The sequence below is a fragment of the Limisalsivibrio acetivorans genome (assembly GCF_000421105.1).
Classification (GTDB): Bacteria; Chrysiogenota; Deferribacteres; order Deferribacterales; family Geovibrionaceae; genus Limisalsivibrio; species Limisalsivibrio acetivorans.
Window position 1 is genome coordinate 503,186 of the sequence record NZ_ATWF01000002.1, and the last position, 17,761, is coordinate 520,946.

General features: G+C 51.3%; 17 protein-coding genes. 4 read left to right on the top strand and 13 right to left on the bottom strand.

The window, feature by feature from the left end; genetic code table 11:
- Position 1 precedes the first annotated feature (1 nt).
- The 13 genes from K300_RS0113580 to K300_RS0113640 all read right to left on the bottom strand — a co-directional run bounded on the left by K300_RS0113580 (position 2) and on the right by K300_RS0113640 (position 14,774).
- Positions 2–1,060 (bottom strand): M24 family metallopeptidase, encoded by a 1,059-nt coding sequence (locus tag K300_RS0113580; protein WP_022852226.1) that lies wholly within the window; start codon positions 1,058–1,060, stop codon positions 2–4.
- The gene (gene aroQ / locus K300_RS0113585) at positions 1,057–1,470 is read right to left on the bottom strand and encodes a type II 3-dehydroquinate dehydratase (protein ID WP_022852227.1); all 414 of its coding nucleotides are present in this window, start codon (positions 1,468–1,470) and stop codon (positions 1,057–1,059) included. Before aroQ ends, K300_RS0113580 begins: the two co-directional genes overlap by 4 nt.
- Positions 1,467–3,479, bottom strand: a complete 2,013-nt coding sequence (locus K300_RS17105) for a tetratricopeptide repeat protein (protein ID WP_022852228.1) — start codon at positions 3,477–3,479, stop codon at positions 1,467–1,469. Before K300_RS17105 ends, aroQ begins: the two co-directional genes overlap by 4 nt.
- Positions 3,480–3,498: 19 nt before the next feature.
- Positions 3,499–4,533, bottom strand: a complete 1,035-nt coding sequence (aroB, locus tag K300_RS15780; protein WP_022852229.1) for a 3-dehydroquinate synthase — start codon at positions 4,531–4,533, stop codon at positions 3,499–3,501.
- Positions 4,514–5,035 (bottom strand): shikimate kinase, encoded by a 522-nt coding sequence (locus K300_RS0113600; RefSeq protein ID WP_022852230.1) that lies wholly within the window; start codon positions 5,033–5,035, stop codon positions 4,514–4,516. Before K300_RS0113600 ends, aroB begins: the two co-directional genes overlap by 20 nt.
- 76 nt (positions 5,036–5,111) lie before the next feature.
- On the bottom strand, positions 5,112–7,013 hold the full coding sequence (locus K300_RS0113605) for a transglycosylase domain-containing protein (protein WP_022852231.1): 1,902 nt from the start codon (positions 7,011–7,013) through the stop codon (positions 5,112–5,114).
- Between the two features lie 16 nt (positions 7,014–7,029).
- Complete coding sequence (rdgB, locus tag K300_RS0113610; protein WP_022852232.1) at positions 7,030–7,617, bottom strand: RdgB/HAM1 family non-canonical purine NTP pyrophosphatase; 588 nt, start codon at positions 7,615–7,617, stop codon at positions 7,030–7,032.
- Between the two features lie 3 nt (positions 7,618–7,620).
- On the bottom strand, positions 7,621–8,337 hold the full coding sequence (gene rph, locus K300_RS0113615; RefSeq protein ID WP_022852233.1) for a ribonuclease PH: 717 nt from the start codon (positions 8,335–8,337) through the stop codon (positions 7,621–7,623).
- Between the two features lie 13 nt (positions 8,338–8,350).
- The gene (locus K300_RS15785) at positions 8,351–9,232 is read right to left on the bottom strand and encodes a septal ring lytic transglycosylase RlpA family protein (protein ID WP_022852234.1); all 882 of its coding nucleotides are present in this window, start codon (positions 9,230–9,232) and stop codon (positions 8,351–8,353) included.
- Positions 9,207–10,247, bottom strand: coding sequence for a tRNA 2-selenouridine(34) synthase MnmH (gene mnmH / locus K300_RS0113625; RefSeq protein WP_022852235.1), 1,041 nt, complete (start codon positions 10,245–10,247; stop codon positions 9,207–9,209). Before mnmH ends, K300_RS15785 begins: the two co-directional genes overlap by 26 nt.
- The gene (locus K300_RS0113630; protein ID WP_022852236.1) at positions 10,244–11,140 is read right to left on the bottom strand and encodes a selenium metabolism-associated LysR family transcriptional regulator; all 897 of its coding nucleotides are present in this window, start codon (positions 11,138–11,140) and stop codon (positions 10,244–10,246) included. Before K300_RS0113630 ends, mnmH begins: the two co-directional genes overlap by 4 nt.
- A 122-nt stretch (positions 11,141–11,262) precedes the next feature.
- Positions 11,263–13,278 (bottom strand): STT3 domain-containing protein, encoded by a 2,016-nt coding sequence (locus tag K300_RS0113635; RefSeq protein WP_022852237.1) that lies wholly within the window; start codon positions 13,276–13,278, stop codon positions 11,263–11,265.
- Complete coding sequence (locus K300_RS0113640) at positions 13,278–14,774, bottom strand: leucyl aminopeptidase family protein (RefSeq protein ID WP_022852238.1); 1,497 nt, start codon at positions 14,772–14,774, stop codon at positions 13,278–13,280. Before K300_RS0113640 ends, K300_RS0113635 begins: the two co-directional genes overlap by 1 nt.
- Before the next feature lie 217 nt (positions 14,775–14,991).
- On the opposite strand from K300_RS0113640, the gene K300_RS0113645 reads away from it, so the two are divergent.
- The 4 genes from K300_RS0113645 to tpiA are packed head-to-tail and all read left to right on the top strand — an operon-like array spanning position 14,992 to position 17,751.
- Positions 14,992–15,759, top strand: a complete 768-nt coding sequence (locus K300_RS0113645) for a ParA family protein (protein ID WP_026836475.1) — start codon at positions 14,992–14,994, stop codon at positions 15,757–15,759.
- Positions 15,756–16,616 carry a ParB/RepB/Spo0J family partition protein gene (locus K300_RS0113650; RefSeq protein ID WP_022852240.1) on the top strand — a complete coding sequence of 287 codons (861 nt, stop codon included), beginning with the start codon at positions 15,756–15,758 and terminating at the stop codon, positions 16,614–16,616. The genes K300_RS0113645 and K300_RS0113650 overlap by 4 nt, the downstream gene beginning before the upstream one ends.
- Positions 16,613–16,993, top strand: coding sequence for a bactofilin family protein (locus tag K300_RS0113655; RefSeq protein WP_022852241.1), 381 nt, complete (start codon positions 16,613–16,615; stop codon positions 16,991–16,993). Before K300_RS0113650 ends, K300_RS0113655 begins: the two co-directional genes overlap by 4 nt.
- The gene (gene tpiA / locus K300_RS0113660; RefSeq protein ID WP_022852242.1) at positions 16,990–17,751 is read left to right on the top strand and encodes a triose-phosphate isomerase; all 762 of its coding nucleotides are present in this window, start codon (positions 16,990–16,992) and stop codon (positions 17,749–17,751) included. Before K300_RS0113655 ends, tpiA begins: the two co-directional genes overlap by 4 nt.
- Positions 17,752–17,761 lie beyond the last annotated feature (10 nt).

The window sequence follows — 17,761 nt, forward strand, 5'->3', positions numbered from 1 at the left end:
ATCACCTCGGTTCTGTATTATAAACGTATTTATCTAACACAGAGGTCAGATTAAAACAACCATTTTCAGTTACGGCAACCGTGTCCTCAAGGCGCACACCGAAGCTTTCAGGGAGATAAATCCCCGGTTCGACGGTTATTACCATCCCCTCTTTGAGCACGGTTTCATCACGGCTGTTGAAAACCGGAAGCTCATGGACATCAATACCCACACCATGACCCAGGCCGTGGATAAACCGGTGACCATAACCCGCCTGGGCTATATATTCACGGGCGGCATAGTCCACATCGGAGCATTTAACCCCCGGCTTAATAACATCGAAGGCAGCCTTAACCGCTCCACGGACTATCTCTATCACCCGATGCACCTTATCGTCATCACCATCGTAGACCATCCTCGTTATATCACTGCAGTAGCGGAGTTTTGCTCCGAAGTCCACCACAACCGGTTCCTCCGCTTCGACAATCTTATCCGAAGCCATACCGTGCGGGAGCGCACCTCTGGGTCCGGAGCCGACTATGGTTTCAAAGCTCCTGTCCCTGGCACCCCGCTTTCGCATATTATACTCAAGGAGCGCCGCCCATTCCGTTTCCTTAACGCCGGAACGGAAGCCCGGAAGGGACTCCAAAAAGGCATCCGCCGCCACCTTAAAGGCTTTTTGTATCTCCTCTATCTCCTCTGCGTCCTTGACAGTTCGCAGGGAGCCTATCATATCATCCGTATCTATCTGTACGCTTGAGGCTTCGCAGTGCATAAGAGAGTAGACGTTGAGGGGGCATTTCTGGGATACGCACAGTGCAGAACGGCCAACGGCGAGGGCCTTGAGCGATTCGGAATAGTTGGAAACGATCCTCACAGTTATCTCAGAGGGTATCTCCTGCTTTACCTGCTCCTCGTAACGTCCGTCTGTGAGGAATATTATCTCCTCGGGGGACACGAAAAGGTACGCCGTGGTCCCTGTGAATCCTGTGAGGTAAAAGATATCGCTCATATCCGTAACGAGGATACAGCATGCACCACGGGAATCCATAAGCTCCAGAAGTCTCTTTATCCGCTTCATCTTGATTCAAACCACCTCAGGGCGAGGCTGTAGGAATCTGCACCAAAGCCTGCTATAACCCCTTCTGCAATATCGGAAAGGTACGATTTATGCCGGAAGTCTTCCCTTGCATATACATTAGACAGATGCACCTCAACAAAGGGGATCTTCACCGATAGCAGGGCATCACGTATCGCTATGCTCGTATGGGTGTACGCCCCGGCGTTGATTATTATGCCGTCAAACTCCCCCGCCTGCTGTATCCTTGAGACGATATTACCTTCGGAGTTGGATTGGAAGAAATCGAGATCTCCAGAACATTCCTCCTGGAGGCGTTTCTCTATATCTCCCAGGGTGAGCTTTCCGTAATGTTCGCTCTCCCTGCGTCCCAGCATGTTAAGGTTCGGTCCGTTAATTACCAGCAGCTTCACTCTCCCCTCCTGCCTTTACTCTTCTTTATAACACATGCGAGGGTGTCTTCCAGCCTCTGCACCTGCTCTTTGCGTTCCTTTTCTTCGGGGTCTTTCTCCCCCTCGTCCGGTTCTTCCCCTACGGGCTCTTCATCTGGGGGCTCTTCATCTGAGGATTCTTCGGATGTATCATCATCCTCCGGTTCATGCTCTTCGGCTTCCTCCGGCTCCTCTTCCATATCACCTGCCGCCTGCTCCGCACTTTCGGGGTCCGGCTCTTCCTCTTCCAAAGCGGCGGCTTCGTCCACAGCCGATTCCTCGATGATGTCGGGGACAGCCGTCTCGTCCTCACCTTCGAAAACATCGTCCTCTTCGGTCTCCTCCAGACCTTCGAAAAGGTCATCAAGGGTGGAATCCAGCTCGGGATCCTCGAAGTATTCCTCTGCGGGGATACCTTCTTCCTGCTCATCGTCATCGGAGGAGGCCTCTTCCAGACCTTCAAATATATCCGTTTCGTCAGCATCTTCGCCGGATTCCGTCTCAGCGAACCCATCCTGCGCAGGCTCTGATTCTACTGTTTCTACAGCTTCTGGCTCTTCAAACCCGTCAAGGTTCTCAACCTGTTCTTCCGGCTCCTGCTCTGCGGGGGTTTCGGCTTCCTGTTCGCTCTCGGAGCCATAGTCAGCATCAACCTCTTCGGGGGATTCTTCATCCTCCGGCTCATCGGCAGGTTCATCTTCATCTATAGAATCGAACAGAGCATCGATATCGTCCTGTGAGGAGACACTGGATGGCTCCTCCGGTTCGGGTCCCTCTGTCTCTGGCTCTGTTTCTGGCTCTGGCTCTTCATCAGACGCAAGCTCTTTCGGCTCTTCATCCTGCTCAACGGCAGGCTCCGGCTCATCGGATTCGTTAGATTCATCATCCCCGATGGAGTCGAAGAGTGCATCAATATCGTCCTGGGAGCTCATACCGGAGTCCCCGCTTTTTTCGGATTCAGGCTCCGCTTCGGGTTCAGGCTCTTCGTCAGTTTCGGGCTCATCGGGTTCAGAGGCTTCATCCCCTTCGGAATCATCACTACCCCATGATATGGAACCTATCTTCCCCGCTATCCGCATAGCTTCCTCACGATCCACGGGCTTTTCCCTTCCCCCCTCTTCTTCGTCTATCTCTGCCATGGGCATATCGAGGTCATCACCCACATTATCCATCTTATTAAGAAGCTCCGCAGCCTCTTCCTCGGTGAGATCTTCCGCCTGCTGATCGAGGCGGACGGTGTCCCCTCTCTCCTTGGCCTTTATCTCTTCGGTGGCATCCGCTATTATGTCCTCTTTGAGCTCCTCCTCAAAATCATCCTCGTCGAAATCCCCCACATCAAAGTCATCATCATCCGATTTATCGGCGATACCCTTTATGGTATCCTCAACCTCTTCATCGGCGAGCTCATCTTCCTTCTTCTCCTTCTCCTTCTCCTGTTTCTTCTTTTCTTTCTCCTCATCGCTGAGATCCTTCTGCACCTCATCGGCAAGCTCCTGGGCAAGCTCATCGATCATCTGGTTCTCACGATCCAGAAGTTCCTCTTCGGTGGGGGGCTTCTCATTCCCGGCAAGGATCTGCTCGATCTCGGCAATGGCCTCCTCAAGGGGCTTGTCACCGGAATTGGCTGAAAGAGCCTTGCGATACATAACAAGGGCGTCCTCCAGCTCCTCCTCCGCTCTGTATATATCGCCGAGGAGCTTATACGCCCTGTAGTTTGCGGGATTAATAAGGATAACCTGCTTAAGAAGCCCCTTGGCGTCCTCAACCTTTCCCTGACCCATATAGGCCTGGGCCATGACGGTTTTAGCACCGCTATACTCGGGGAAAACATCAAGACCGTGGGAGCAGTAGTAGATTACATCATCGTATTTGCCCAGTTTGAGAAGGGCAACGGAGAGGGGCATGAACAGCTTGGAATCCGGATCTTCCTCCAGTTTCCGGGAAAAGTAGTCTATGTCGTTAAGGTATCTCGCCCGTGTCTGTTCATCCATCTAAGGTTCCGTAAGTTATTTATGACTGGAAAAAACTGTGTACAGATCCGGGTTCCACCCCGTCTATAACAGTACCCGCCCCGATACGCTCTGTCAAGGCGAGGGAGAAGCCGCTCTTTCCGGCCTTTTTATCCGAAGCGAGTGCCTTAAAGAAGATCTCCTCGCTTTTGATGGTATATTCTTTTTCAAAACCGAAGGCATCAAGGATCTCTGCTATCTGCTCCGCAGTGCCTTTATCGGTGTAGCCCTCCTTCTCACCCCAGAGGGTTTCGAGGTACATTCCGGCGGCAACGGCAAAGCCGTGCTTTATCCCGAAGCCGGAGTCGCTCTCTATGGCGTGACCGAAGGTGTGACCGTAGTTAAGGGTTTTCCGGTATCCCCCCTCCCGTTCATCCTTATTCACCACATCCGCCTTCATACGGCAGCAGGTCTCCACAATCTCGGCCAGAAGCTCGGGCTCCCTGTCCAGAATCTCCTCCCGCTCCTCCATGAGAAGGCGGAAGAAGTCCTTATCGAACATTGCGCCGTACTTGATTACCTCCGCAAGGCCGTTCAAATATTCCTCATCGGAGAGGGTGGAAAGGAAATCCATATCTATATAGACAGCCTCCGGCTGCCAGAAGGCGCCGATATTATTCTTGGAACCGGAGAAGTTTATCCCCGTCTTACCGCCGACACTTGAGTCCACCATGGAAAGGAGGGTTGTGGGTATCTGGATGAAGCCGATCCCCCGCATGTAGCACGATGCGGCAAAGCCGGCAAGATCTCCGGTTATGCCGCCCCCTATGGCGGTTATCACATCATCCCTGCGGCACCCGCTCCTCCTAAGCCATTCGAGTATATCCATCAGAGAATCGAAGCTCTTCGCATCCTCGCTCGGGGAGAATACAAAGCATTCCTTATCGCCGAAAAGCCTGGGATACAGTTGGTGAACGTTCATGTCCACCACGGGAAGGGCACATTTGGCGATGATATTCTTTATGTAGCCTCGGCCTATCTGTATGTCGTAGGAATTATCGGTAATCCCCTTTAGTTCAACCCTGAGAGTCCGCATTATTATAAAACTCCACAATCTGCTCCGCCGCCTCTTCGGGGGGAGTATCGGTGGTGTCCACGAGAAAATCCGTATCGATATAGAAATGCGCCCTGTCAAAGAGCATCTTCTTTATCTGATCCAGCGGATCCTCCACATTAAGCAGAGGGCGGCACTTATCGTTCTTCGTTCTCTCGAATATGACATCCGCCGAGGCGAGGAGGCTTACAAGAAGACCCTCCTTTCTCATCATATCCATATTCCCTCTCGTTACAACGATTCCGCCGCCGGTGGAAACCACAAGGTTTTTGCGTGAGGTTATCTCGGTTAAAACCTCACTCTCTATATTACGGAAGACCTCTTCGCTTTCGTCCTCAAAGATCTCCTCAACGGTTTTGCCCGTCTTCATCTCTATCATGGAATCGGTGTCGCAGAACTCCATATCCAGCTTCTCGGCCAGAATCCTCCCCACCGTGCTTTTTCCTGTACCCATAAATCCGATGAGATATATATTTTTGCGCATAGATACTCCCTGTTTCGATTGTCCCCTTAGTTTATATCGAATTTCTTATATTGAAAAGGATTAGCTCGAAAAGAGATCAGCGGCAGGGGTCGGGCATATTGCTTACGTCCAGAGCCTCGGTGTAGCTCCGCCTCCCCCGGCAGTCCGCTGTCATAAGCCCCCCGTAGCGGGATTCAACCTTCTTGAAAACGATCCCTTCGGGCACACTGAAATCGGCTCTGTATCTACTGCCGAGCAGCTCCTTCTGAAACCTAGCGATTATCGGAGCCGCCTTGGAGCCTCCGGTCCCCTTCTCCCCCATGGAGCGAAAGTCATCATACCCCACCCACGCAACGGCCACATATGGGGGAAATACTGCCGCTGTCCACGCATCCTTATAGTCATCGCTGGTGCCGGTCTTTGCCGCCGTCCCCCTCAGCAGTCCGGCACCTCTCGCTGTGCCTATGCGGGCAACGTCTTTCATAATGAAGAGTGTCTGATAGGCCGCTCTGGCATTGACAACCTGCCTCCCCGTTCTGCCGAACTCCAGGACCTCTCCGTCAGCAAGCTCCACACGGCGCACGAGCCCCGTATCCCTCTGCTCGCCGAGCCTGCCGAGGGTTGAATACATCTCGGCCAGATTCACCGGCGTGGTGGGGAATATGCCCAGAGGCGTTGCGAGGAAGGGCTTGAGATCACCCTGAAAACCGAAGTTTCTGGCGGTTTCACACACCTTGGACAGCCCTGTGCGCTTGGCGAGCTGTATGGTGGCGTTATTCAGTGAATACACAAGACCTTTGCGGAGGGGGATCTTGCCGAGGTAAAGATCCTCGAAGTTTCTGGGGGAATAGACCGTATTCCCGAGATTGTATGAATACTGTTTATCCACTATGAGATTGGTGGGGCGGAAGCCGTTGGCGAAGGCTGTGCAGTATACCATAGGCTTAAAGGTAGAACCCGTCTGCCGCCTCCTGTAGAAGGCTCTTTTAAGGGTATCCGAATACCTTGAGCCCACGGCGGCCTCTATGCCGGCGGTCTCCATGTTTATAAGCACGAAGGCCCCCTGCAGTTTGCCCTCCTCGCCTTGAAGGGAACCCTTTAGAACCTTGCGGGCAAGCCTCGTTTTATCGAGGTCTATGGATGTATAAACCCGCATCGGCCTTCCGGGCTCGAAACCTCTCCTTTTCAGCTCCAGCTCCACAGCCCTCAGATAGTGAGGCTCGACGGGCTTAATCTTTTCAGGGGGTGTGAGCATGAGACGTTCGTTTCTGGCGGAAGCATAGGCGGAATGCTCGATTACTCCCGCAGTATACAGCTCATGGAGAACAACGTTCGCCCTCCTCTCCGCCGAAGGATAGTTTCCTGCGGGCTCGAAGCGTTCGTTATCTTTAAGCATGCCAGCCAGAAGAGCCCTCTCTTTCATGGATATTTCGGAGAATTCCTTATTAAACAGGGAGACCGCACCCGCCCGAACACCGAAGGCCTGGGAACCCACATACACCCTGTTTGCGAGGATCGTATAAAGACCGTGGACACCGTAATGGTCTATAAGCCTCTTGGAGGTAAGTTTCTTGACAATAAGCCCCTCTATACCCTCAGGTTCCTTACCCTCGAGGAGCTCATCTGCAAACCGTCCAGCCGTATAGCTTTTGAGGGATACTTCATCTATGTGGAATAGTTCGTAGAGTTTTCTATGGATAAGGGAATCGGGGTAGCTAAGGGCATCTGCTCCTGTATCAAGGACTTCTATCCAGCGGCATATACCCGAACTACACTCCCCGACGGACAACGGCTCACTTCTCGTAAAGGTCTCACTGTAAAGTACGGTGCCGTCCGCTGTATGGACGGAGTATTCCTGGCTCTCCGGCTCGATAACAATACTTTCGAGCTCTTCGGGAACAAGGCTCAACAGATAGCGGTATTCATCCACAGCCGCCAGATAGAGGGATGATATAAGTATTACGGCAAGGAGGGTGTGGACAAGAAAAGCTTTTCTCAATTACCCCTCCTTTATTCTATACCTGACCTGCCAGATGATCCCGAAGCTTACGCAGCGCCTTTCCTCTGTGGCTTATGCTGTTCTTCTCAGCAGGGCTCAGCTCCGCCATACTTCTCCCATCGGGGGTTATCACAAGAGGATCGTAGCCGAAACCGTTTCCACCTTTAGGCTCATGGGCGAGCCTGCCCGGACATTCGCCACGGAAGGTTTTGAGCACCTCCCCGTTCTTCGCAAGGGCTATGGCGCATACGAAGGCGGCATCCCGCATCTCATCGGGAACATCCTTCATAACACGTAAGAGTTTATCGTTATTCTGGGCATCGGTGGCATTCTCTCCGGCAAACCTTGCGGAATACACGCCGGGAGCACCCTCCATAGCCTCCACTGAAAGACCGGAATCATCCGCTATAACATGGGCATCGTTTATAAGCTTTGAAAGGGCTGCTGCCTTGATGGAGGCGTTCTCCTCATAGGTGGAACCAGTCTCCTCCACATCAAGGTCGCCGTCTATATAATCGTAGGCGGAGTAAACCTCGTTGCCTTCGAGGATCTTCTGTATCTCTTCCAGCTTGTGCATGTTTTTGGTCGCCACATATATACGCATAATCTAAAGCTCCGCAATCTTCCGCTGTGCCTCAAAGAGCACTTCGAGCCCCTTATAACCGTAGTCGAGGAGATCGTTCAGCCTGTCACGTCCGAAGGTAACCTTCTCCGAGGAACCCTGTATCTCTATAATACTTCCGTCATCCATAGCCACAAGGTTAAGATCAACATCTGCAGTGGAGTCCTCGGTGTAGTCGAGATCCAGCATAACCTCGCCGTTCACTATACCGACACTCACAGCCGCCGCCTGCCCCTTAAGGGGATTCTCGGCCAGCACGCCCTCTTTCATCATCTTCTCAACCGCAAGTGCCATGGCTATCCAGCCTCCGGTGACCGAAGCGGTTCTTGTGCCGCCGTCCGCCTGAATCACATCGCAGTCGATCACTATGGTGTTCTCACCAAGCTTTTCCATATCCACAGCCGCCCGCAGGCTTCTGCCTATGAGTCGGGATATCTCCTGGGTTCTTCCGCCAAGCTTACCCTTCTGCGCCTCTCGCTGGCTTCTGGTATGGGTGGAGCGGGGAAGCATCGAGTACTCCGCAGTTACCCACCCCTGCCCTGTATCACGCAGGAAAGGGGGAACCCCTTCTGTGAAGGAGGCGTTGCAGATAACCTTTGTGTTGCCGAACTCCATAAGTACGGAGCCTTCGGGATGGATTATGTAGTCCTTCTGGGCACGGACAGTGCGCATCATATCGTTTGCTCTTGATTCAGAACGCATTAAAACTCCTTATCTATCTTGTTACATATGCTCCGGGATACTCTCCCAGCATTCTTTCCTTAAACCTCTCAGCTTCTGCTCTATCGGAAAAACCTTCCACACGGACACGGAAATAACGCTTACCCTTAACATCCGCCTCCACGATCTCGCCTTGTTCATATTCTCCGGCGAGCTCCTCCGCATTCTTGCGCAGGGTGAAAGAGGCAAGCTGAACCGCATATCCTCCCTCTGCAATCTCCCGGGCACGTTCGCCGTCCACTTTATCATCAAGGAGGGTGACACGAACCTTTACGGTTCCCTGATCCAGGAAACCGAGTAGCTTCGCCCCTTTCTTGGAGAGGTCTATGACCCTCCCCGGAACGTGGGGGCCCCGATCGTTTATGGTGACATCCAGCTTCCGGCCGTTCTCAAGGTTATGCACCCTGACCCTGCTCCCCAGCGGGAGTTCCTTATGAGCCGCTGTCATCGCATACATGTTAAACGCTTCGCCGGAGGCTGTGGGCTTGCCGTGCTCGGGGCTTCCATACCAGCTTGCAAGGCCTGTCTGAACAAACTTTTCCACCGCCTTGAGCCTGTGGTAAGTTATCCCCCGTACGCTGTAGGGTGTATCAAAGACAGCACCCTCCATCTTCGCACCTTCAGGTATCCACGACTTCGGGTACGGGCGTTGTTTATCCTTGTCCGGCTTCTTCTCAGGCACCTTCTCGATCTCTATCTTATCCCTCGGCACCGGTTCAGGCTCCGGAACAACAAGCTCTTCGGGTTCAATGCTTACAAACGGTTTAGGCTCCTCAACAGGTTCCGGAACCGGCTCCGGTGTCGGTGCTTTTGTGGAGCAGGCGAAGGTGAATAAAAGCAGAAATGTAATACTAGGCAGTACTCTTATATATCTCACTAAGCAGTCTCTCCCCCTCTTCGAGGCTGTTTATTCGGATAACGTGATCCGCCGCTTCCGGGAATGAACGACGGTACATAGGGTCATAATACTCATCAAGGAGCACCTTTGTAAAGGTTTCATAGTCTCCGGCATCGAGCATACCCTTGAGCTCGGCAACCCTGTTTTTCCCCAGGTAGCGTTTTATGTTCATGAGGGATTCGGTTATCTCGTCCAGATAAAGCTCGGGCTTGTAGTTCTCAATGGTAAAACGTATGCGGAACTCCATGGGTGCATCAAGGAGTACGGACACTCCCTCCCCCATTCGCTCGAAGACGGAGCCGGGTATGGAGACCTTGCCGATCTTGCGGCTTTCCCCTTCGGTGAGGAATGTCTTGGCACCTGATTCATAGAATTCATGCCAGAGGGAGGTCTCAAAGCTCTTCTGGGTAACGGCAGGGTAACCGGGTTCATCCACGTTACCGAAGGTGGAGCCCTTATGGCAAGCCGCCGCTTCCAGATCCGCCACAGGATACTCCTTCCCTTTCATGCTTCTGAGGATCTCCGTTTTAGCACAACCCGTGGGGCCGTATACCGTTATGAAGCGGTAGGCGGGATCAAAGTTGTCAAAGAAGGAGTTTATGTGACCACGGAAGGATTTATAGCCTCCGTTGAGGCGAAAGACATTAAAGCCCGCAAGGCGCACAAGGCCGACAGAGGCGGCACTGCGCAGACCACCACGCCAGCAGTACACAACGGTAAGCCTGTTGTTGCGCTTTACCTCAAAATAGCGGTCTATAAAATCTGGGAGCTTGGGGGAAACCAGCTTAACGCCGAGCATACGGGCATCCTGCGGCCCCTGCTGTTTGTAGCAGGTGCCCACCTCTCTGCGTTCATCATCATCAAGGAGAGGGATGTTCACCGCACCGGGGATATGATCCTCAGCAAACTCGGAGGGGGAGCGGGCATCTACAATATTAATCCGCTCCAGCCCTTTGTTTAGAAGTTCTTCAAGCTCGAGGAGTTCCTGATTCATTCCTTGATATGCTTAAGAAGCGTGTCGGTGAAGTGCTTGAGGAGCTTTTTGTTCGTCCTCTTCTTGCTGTAAACCACGTATATATCTTTCTCCACGACAAGATCCGTAATCGGAACCGCTTTAATCGCCCTGCCGCACTCATCCTCAGAGAGCGCCATATGGCTCATGAAGGCAATACCAAGCTCACGCTTGACGGCGTGCTTGATGGAGTATGTGGAGCTGAGCATGGCAACGGCATCGAGGGATTCGAAATCATACCCCTTCTGTTTGAAGGCATGCTCCACAGCCGCCCTTGTGCCCGAACCCATCTCACGTATGATAAAGGGCTCGTCCAGTATCTCCTCAAGGAAAACGCTGTCACGCTCGTAGAAGCGGTGGTTTTTATGAACGATGAGAACGATCTTGTCACGCAGGAGCACCTTGTACTCCAGATCTTTCTTAGGGATCTTCCTTGCAACGATGGCAAGGTCGAGGATACCGTCCGAAAGACGCTGGATGATGTTCTGTGTTCCCTGTATATCGAGGGTGAAGAATGTTTTTGAATACTCGTTCTTGAACTTGCGGATAACCTCGGGGAGGATGAACTCCGCAGGTACGGTGCTGTATCCGATATGCAGATGGCCGCTGATCTCGTTGAGGAACTCCTTAACGGCTTCCTGGGAACGCTCACGCAGATCAAGGATGTCAACGGCGTAGGGGAAGAAGACCTGCCCCGCCTCGGTGAGGATAACCTCTTTGGAGAGACGGTCAAAAAGCTTAACGCCGAGCTGTTCCTCCAGAGTGCTTATATGGGTGGAGATGGTGGGCTGGCTGAGGAGAAGCTTCTCCGCCGCCCTTGAGAATGACTTATACTTTGCTACATATACAAAAGCTTCTATCTGCTTAAAATCCATGGATACCTCTTGATTTGTTTAATAAATGTCATAATTGCTATGATAAGGAAGTTAAGCAAAAATATAGAAAAAATCAATACCTGATTTCAGGTTTTTATTAAACGATATTTTTATACAAATAATCAACCACGGGGCTTCACCTCAAAAAGGCGCAGGTAGGGGTATGAGCTGTAAACCTCTTCGAAGAGCTCATTATCAGCATCACCGATAACATACATCTTAAACAGGTTGGAATTGTAGGTTCTGTCGTCAACGAGCACAACCCCCGTAACCCTCCCGTTATTGACATTCTGAACAAAATGGTAGCCTGTACTGTAGGGGTACTCCTTCTTCTGATTCAGCTTGCCGTTCACGATAATATTCAGGCTCTTCAGAGGCATACCTCCGTTTACGATACCCTTTGCAAGGTCCACACGGTTATTGCCGCATATAAGCGTATCACCCCGTCTGTCTGTGCAGCGCAGCCTTGTCATGCGAAAAGGTAGAGACTCCTTCGTATCGAAGTTCCAGCTCCCTATGCCACCTATGGCGGCAAGTTTCGGGAACATATCCGATGTTATGAGAACGTAGTATTTTTTGTCCGGTATAGGTATATCGTTGTTCGTAACCCTCTGAACAACATCGCTAACGCTCTCACCCTCGGCTATCAGCTCATTCACACCCTTGAGGCCTCTGGAACCGAGAAAGGCCACCGTATCGGCAAGGACTTCCTGATCACCCGATGAGAGAGCCTTTGCAATGAAGTAAGTCTTCGGCGTCCTCTGGCTCATACCGTCATGGAAGGTCGCTCTCCCTGTGCTTTCCTCAATACCGAGACCGTAATCCCACCATGAAAGGATTACCCCGTCCTCGGGGACAAACTCCTTAACCTTGTCGAACCGCGCATACACCTTCGGTTCGATGGATGGGATCGGGGTAAAGCTGAACGAGGGGAGATAGTTAACAACAAGGATCCCGAAGGCGAGACCCATGGTAAGAAATCCCCTTACCAGAGGGCGCAGATTCATCCTTTCTGCTGCATATTTACCCGCCACTGCAATTATATAGCCTATCCCCATCCCGATAAAGGGCGCAAGGAACATGCCGAAACGATTCGAGCTCTTGAATACGAGTATTCCAAGCATAAATACGGGGGCAAGGGGGAGCATACGGCGGAAATTGGCAAGCCCGGCGATGATAAAAGCTCCAAGACCGAGAACACCCATAAACATATTGGGATTCATAATACTCAGCGCTCTCTGGAAGGAGGCCTTCTTCGCCTCGGATATGGTTTCGTAAACGTCGGGGAATCCTGCATCGATATGACCGGCGGGTGCGATATATGTCATTGCGAATTCAAATATATGCCGTACACCGTTATAGAATATCAAGGGGTTGGAGCATATTATAAACAGGAGCGTACCGTAGAGAACATGGAGCAGACGCACCCTGCCGATTAGCATAAGGAATACGAATACCGCCATGTATACGATGGTGATTCCGGGGTGGGCATACCACCACCAGAACAGGAGCATACTTAAGCCCGAAAGGGCGGAATATATGAGATACTGCTTATAGTTACCCCGTTTATCAAAGGCGAGAAGCATAAACATCGAGGCGAGAAAGGGGAAGAACAGGTTCAGCGCATCGGTGTCTATCCGTCCGAAGGAGCTTCGATTCATATAAACAACGGCCATGCTCCCCGCTATGGAGCCCGCAATCCCCATGGCCGGAAAGCCCATAAAATAGAAATAGAGCCCAAGGGGGATCACGAACAGGGAGGCGAGTATCGGAAAGATATATATACCAGCCTTCTGTACGCTGCCACCGAAAAAGTCCGCAGTTACCGCCATGATCCAGCTCGGCATGGGGAAGGGATCATGCTTCGTTTTGAGGTCGGGATAGAACATCAGGGTGTCATTGTCCGCAGGGTAGTAGGCCCCCTCCCTGTACTCCTGGGCGTAGCGGATCCATTTATAGCTGTCCAGCGTTGTGGTCTGCGGGGTGTCCCCCACAAAGTATCTGTCAGGGTTCTGCTTCCACCGGAGGAGGTGGTTATACCTCGCCCCTGCTGATATTGCAAAGCATAGCGCTATGAATATCAGTACAAGCCAGAGTGCGGTCTGTCGCTTTGCGGTGAGAAGCTCCCTGAAGTCCATTAGTGCTGTTCTTTGTAGTACTTTTCGAGGAAAGTATATATCAGCCTTACGCCGAAACCGGAGGCGTGTTTGCCGAATATGGGGTGCTCCTCCTCAAGGTATGCAGGGCCTGCAATATCAAGGTGTATCCAGGGCCAGTTATCTACAAACTCCTTAAGGAAAAGGGCTGCTATGGTCGAGCCGGCCTCACCCTTCTGTTTGGAGATGTTGCGCAGGTCGGCAATATCGCTCTTAATGCGCTTTTCGTAGGCCTTGAGCATGGGAAGCTCCCATATGTCCTCGCCGAGATCGTCGGAGATATCCGTAATATTCTTTGCAAGGAACTTGCGGTTGCTGAAAAGGCCTGCACAATGGCTTCCGAGTGCCACAACGCATGCACCTGTGAGGGTTGCCACATCAACGATGACCTCGGGGTCTGTGAGCCTTGCAGTGTAAAGGGCGTCCGCCAGTATAAGGCGTCCCTCAGCATCGGTGTTGAGCACCTCAATGGTTTTCCCTTCTGCAGAAGTCAGCACATCGCCGGGGCGATAGGCGCATCCACCGATGGTGTTCTCCACCAGAGGTATGTAGGTTTTTACGTTTATCTTCATTCCCACATCACGGATAAGTTTGGCAACGGCGAAAACGGTTGCCGCACCGGACATATCCGTCTTCATCGTTTCAATGCTTCCGGTGGGCTTGAGGTTTGTTCCCCCGGAGTCGAAGGTAACACCCTTGCCCACAAGGGCAACGTGCTTTTCGGTCGTGGGATCACCCTTATAGTCGATGGTTACAAAACGGGGCGGGTTCGCGCTCCCCATGCCAACGGTTTTAACAAGGTTAAGCCCCCGCTCTACGATCTGCTTATCATCGAGCACCTCAACGGAGAAGTTCTCGCTCTCGTGCTCCTTTATAAACCCGGCGAAGATCTCCGGAGTGAGGTCCATGGCGGGGGTGTTTATAAGATCCCTTGCCATATAGATATTCTCAAAGGCTGTGTTCCAGTTCTCCGCCTCGGTATCCACATACTTCTTGAGCCTTGTGAAGGCGGTTATAACCTCAACCTCTTCGAAGTTGAAATTCTCCTTCTTCCCTTTATATCTCTCATACTTGTAAAGGCCGAAGAACAGCCCCTCTATGAAGGATTTTGTGTAGCTCAGCTCCTTTTTCTCCATATATAGATCCTCGAAGGAGATTATGGAAAAGGAGGTTAGCCTGTCCTGACGTACAATTTTGGAGAAACGAGCTCCGAGCTCAAGATAGAAGCGGCTATCCTCGGGATCCTTGGGGATACTGACGAGGAAGATGCGCTTAAGCTTCTTCTTAACCTCTATATAAAAACTTTTGATCTCCTTGTCCTCAAAATTGAAGTAGTCCGAGGAGATTATGCTTGCTATCTCATCATCGATCCTCTTACCCGTAAGGGTTTTGAGGGTTTCGATATTCTTGTAGACGGGAATGATAATCGCTTCTTTTCTGGAATTAAAAGCGGTCTTCTTTCTGCAGGAGATCTTCATTAATATCGCTCCATTTTTTGAAATAACTTAAATCTTGATGCTAGATTATAAAGAATAATGTTCCGTTTTCAACTGTTTTACATAAACACCCCCTCCTTGCGAAGTTAAATATTTTAAAAGTCAAACCATGGATAACGTGGGGATACGCTCCTGGGAGAGTTTCCGGGGAGTGATTGATCTTGATTTTTATGACGGGTTTAATTACTCTATGAATCCTATGGGAAAAGTCATCGCCATCGCCAACCAGAAGGGGGGCGTAGGAAAAACAACCACAGCGATCAACCTCAGCTCCTCCCTCGCCTTTGCAGAGGCGAAGGTGCTCTTGGTTGACATGGATCCTCAGGGCAACGCCAGCAGCGGTATCGGCTTCGACACCTCCGAAAAGGGGTACACAAGCCTTTACGAGGTGCTAATAGGCGATGCAGAAGCTGAGGATGCGGTTATAGATACGAAGGTGGAAAACCTCTCCCTCCTGCCCAGCAACATAAACCTTACTGCGGCGGAGGTTGAGCTTGTTACCACGCTCAGCCGTGAGACGAGGCTTAAGAAATCTCTTGAGAAACTTAGAGAAGAATATCAGGTAATCATTATAGACTGTCCGCCCTCACTCGGACTTCTAACCGTTAACGCGCTCACAGCGGCGGATTCGGTTCTTATCCCTCTTCAGTGCGAATACTACGCCATGGAGGGGCTGGGTCAGCTTCTCAACACCATAAGGCTTATCAGAGAGAGCCTTAATGAAAACCTTTCCCTTGAGGGGATACTGCTGACCATGTACGACCCAAGAAACAACCTTTCCAAAGAGGTACTCAATCAGGTTGAGGAGTATTTCAGCGAAAGTATTTTTAAGACCATAGTACCCAGAAACGTGCGGCTTTCCGAAGCCCCGAGCTACGGGATGTCTATCATCGAGTACGATGTTAAGTCCCGGGGGGCGGCGAGCTATATCGAACTGGCGAAGGAGATACTTCCAAAGCTCTCATGAAAAAGAAACCGCTCGGCAGGGGTCTTGAATCCCTCATACCCAAGAACGAAAAACCTGAAGAACCTAAAGGAAACGTCACAGAGCTTGAGCTCGCCATGGTCGTTCCCAACGAACAGCAGCCCAGAACACGCTTTGATGACGAGCCTCTGGACGAGCTAGTTCACTCCATAAAAGAGAAGGGTGTTATCCAGCCCATCATCGTGACAAAGACCGATGAAGGGTATATGATAATCGCCGGAGAACGCCGCTGGCGTGCATCCGGACTCGCCGGACTGAAGACAATACCTGCCGTTGTCAAGGATATATCCACCGAGGTGGAACGCCTTGAACTGGCACTCATTGAGAACATCCAGCGTCAGGATCTTAACGCCTACGATCTCGCCACAGCCTACAAGAACCTCATGGACAAACACGGCTACCGTCAAGAGGACGTGGCAAGGGTCATCGGCAAGAGCAGAAGCGCCGTTGCGAACACCCTTCGACTCATAAACCTCCCCGGCAAGGCCCTTGAAGCTCTCAGGGAAGAGCTTATAAGTGAAGGTCACGCCAGAGCCCTGCTTTCCGTTGAGGATGAAAAAGAATGTATAGGGATCCTTAAGAAGATAATAGAGAACGGTCTGTCTGTGCGTGAAACCGAACGCCTCGCCGCCAAGGCTGGAAAGGAAACTAGCGAAAGCGAGAATAAGCGTGAGGAGAAGGAGGATGTTTTCCTCCTCGGGCTCAGGGACGAGATGGAAGAGTTTTTTAAAACAAAGATTGTAATGCGCCCCAAAAAGAATGGGGGCACAATTGAGATAAAGTACACCTCCGATGAGGAACTGGACAGAATCATAAAAACTATCAGGGGCGAAGAATGATGAAAGGAAAAGAAACCGGCGGAATCGATGCATTCCTCGGTAAAAACACGACCTTTAACGGAACTCTCATTTTCGACGGCCTTGTCCGCATGGACGGCAACTTCGAAGGAAATATAAAGACAAAAGATACTCTCGTTGTGGCGAATTCCGGCAACATAAAGGCTGATGTAGAGGCTGGCGTTGTCAAGGTATCCGGCAAGTTTGACGGTAGCATCACCGCCAAGGACAAGGTTGAACTTTACAAACCCGCCGTTGTCACAGGAACCATAAGAACACCCGCCATCAAAATGGAAGAGGGTGTTGTCTTTAACGGAAACCTTGAGATGGGGGGCAACATCAAAACAGTTTCAACCCCCGCAAAGGAGGAGAAGGAATGAGAAAGCCCTACATTGTAGGCAACTGGAAGATGAATCTGGACATACAGCAAGGTGTTGAACTCGCAGCGGGTCTCACCTTTTCAGAATATAACAGCGACGCCGTGGACGTGGCCATTGCACCAAGCTTTGTAAGCCTCGCACCCATAAACTATTACCTCAACGACAACAATTCCACAGTCGCCCTCGCCGCCCAGAATGTTTCCGAACACGAAGAGGGAGCATTTACAGGCGAAGTCTCCGTTTCTATGCTTAAATCCGCTGGCGTTTCAACAATTATTGTAGGGCATTCCGAAAGAAGAGCAATCTACAATGAGGATGACGAAGCAATAAACAAAAAGCTCAGAATCGCCCTCAGTAACGGCTTTGAGGTTATCCTATGTGTCGGCGAGACCCTCTTTCAGAGGGATGCGGATGCGGCATACGATGTGGTTCTTTCGCAAATCGCACTCGGACTGAACGATGTTCCCATTGACAAAATAGAGCGTGTTACTGTAGCTTATGAGCCCGTTTGGGCCATCGGCACCGGTAAAACAGCCACACCTGCGGATGCACAGAAGATGCATGCGGCTATCAGGGAAAAGCTTAAAAGCCTCTACGGACCCGTTATGGCGGGCAAGATAAGAATCCTTTACGGCGGGAGCGTTAAACCCCAGAACATCAAAGGGCTGATGAATCAGCCGGATGTGGACGGAGCTCTTGTCGGCGGGGCTAGTCTTAAATACGAAGACTTTCTCAGCATTATAAACTACAACGACTAAAAGAGGAAAA

What these genes read in the sequence shown, in the direction of transcription:
- K300_RS0113580 (WP_022852226.1), bottom strand. Translation starts at nt 1,060, where the DNA reads ATGAAGCGGATAAAGAGACTTCTGGAGCTTATGGATTCCCGTGGTGCA.
- K300_RS17105 (WP_022852228.1), bottom strand. Translation starts at nt 3,479, where the DNA reads ATGGATGAACAGACACGGGCGAGATACCTTAACGACATAGACTACTTT.
- aroB (WP_022852229.1), bottom strand. Translation starts at nt 4,533, where the DNA reads ATGCGGACTCTCAGGGTTGAACTAAAGGGGATTACCGATAATTCCTAC.
- K300_RS0113600 (WP_022852230.1), bottom strand. Translation starts at nt 5,035, where the DNA reads ATGCGCAAAAATATATATCTCATCGGATTTATGGGTACAGGAAAAAGC.
- rdgB (WP_022852232.1), bottom strand. Translation starts at nt 7,617, where the DNA reads ATGCGTATATATGTGGCGACCAAAAACATGCACAAGCTGGAAGAGATA.
- rph (WP_022852233.1), bottom strand. Translation starts at nt 8,337, where the DNA reads ATGCGTTCTGAATCAAGAGCAAACGATATGATGCGCACTGTCCGTGCC.
- mnmH (WP_022852235.1), bottom strand. Translation starts at nt 10,247, where the DNA reads ATGAATCAGGAACTCCTCGAGCTTGAAGAACTTCTAAACAAAGGGCTG.
- K300_RS0113630 (WP_022852236.1), bottom strand. Translation starts at nt 11,140, where the DNA reads ATGGATTTTAAGCAGATAGAAGCTTTTGTATATGTAGCAAAGTATAAG.
- K300_RS0113635 (WP_022852237.1), bottom strand. Translation starts at nt 13,278, where the DNA reads ATGGACTTCAGGGAGCTTCTCACCGCAAAGCGACAGACCGCACTCTGG.
- K300_RS0113640 (WP_022852238.1), bottom strand. Translation starts at nt 14,774, where the DNA reads ATGAAGATCTCCTGCAGAAAGAAGACCGCTTTTAATTCCAGAAAAGAA.
- K300_RS0113645 (WP_026836475.1), top strand. Translation starts at nt 14,992, where the DNA reads ATGGGAAAAGTCATCGCCATCGCCAACCAGAAGGGGGGCGTAGGAAAA.
- K300_RS0113650 (WP_022852240.1), top strand. Translation starts at nt 15,756, where the DNA reads ATGAAAAAGAAACCGCTCGGCAGGGGTCTTGAATCCCTCATACCCAAG.
- K300_RS0113655 (WP_022852241.1), top strand. Translation starts at nt 16,613, where the DNA reads ATGATGAAAGGAAAAGAAACCGGCGGAATCGATGCATTCCTCGGTAAA.
- tpiA (WP_022852242.1), top strand. Translation starts at nt 16,990, where the DNA reads ATGAGAAAGCCCTACATTGTAGGCAACTGGAAGATGAATCTGGACATA.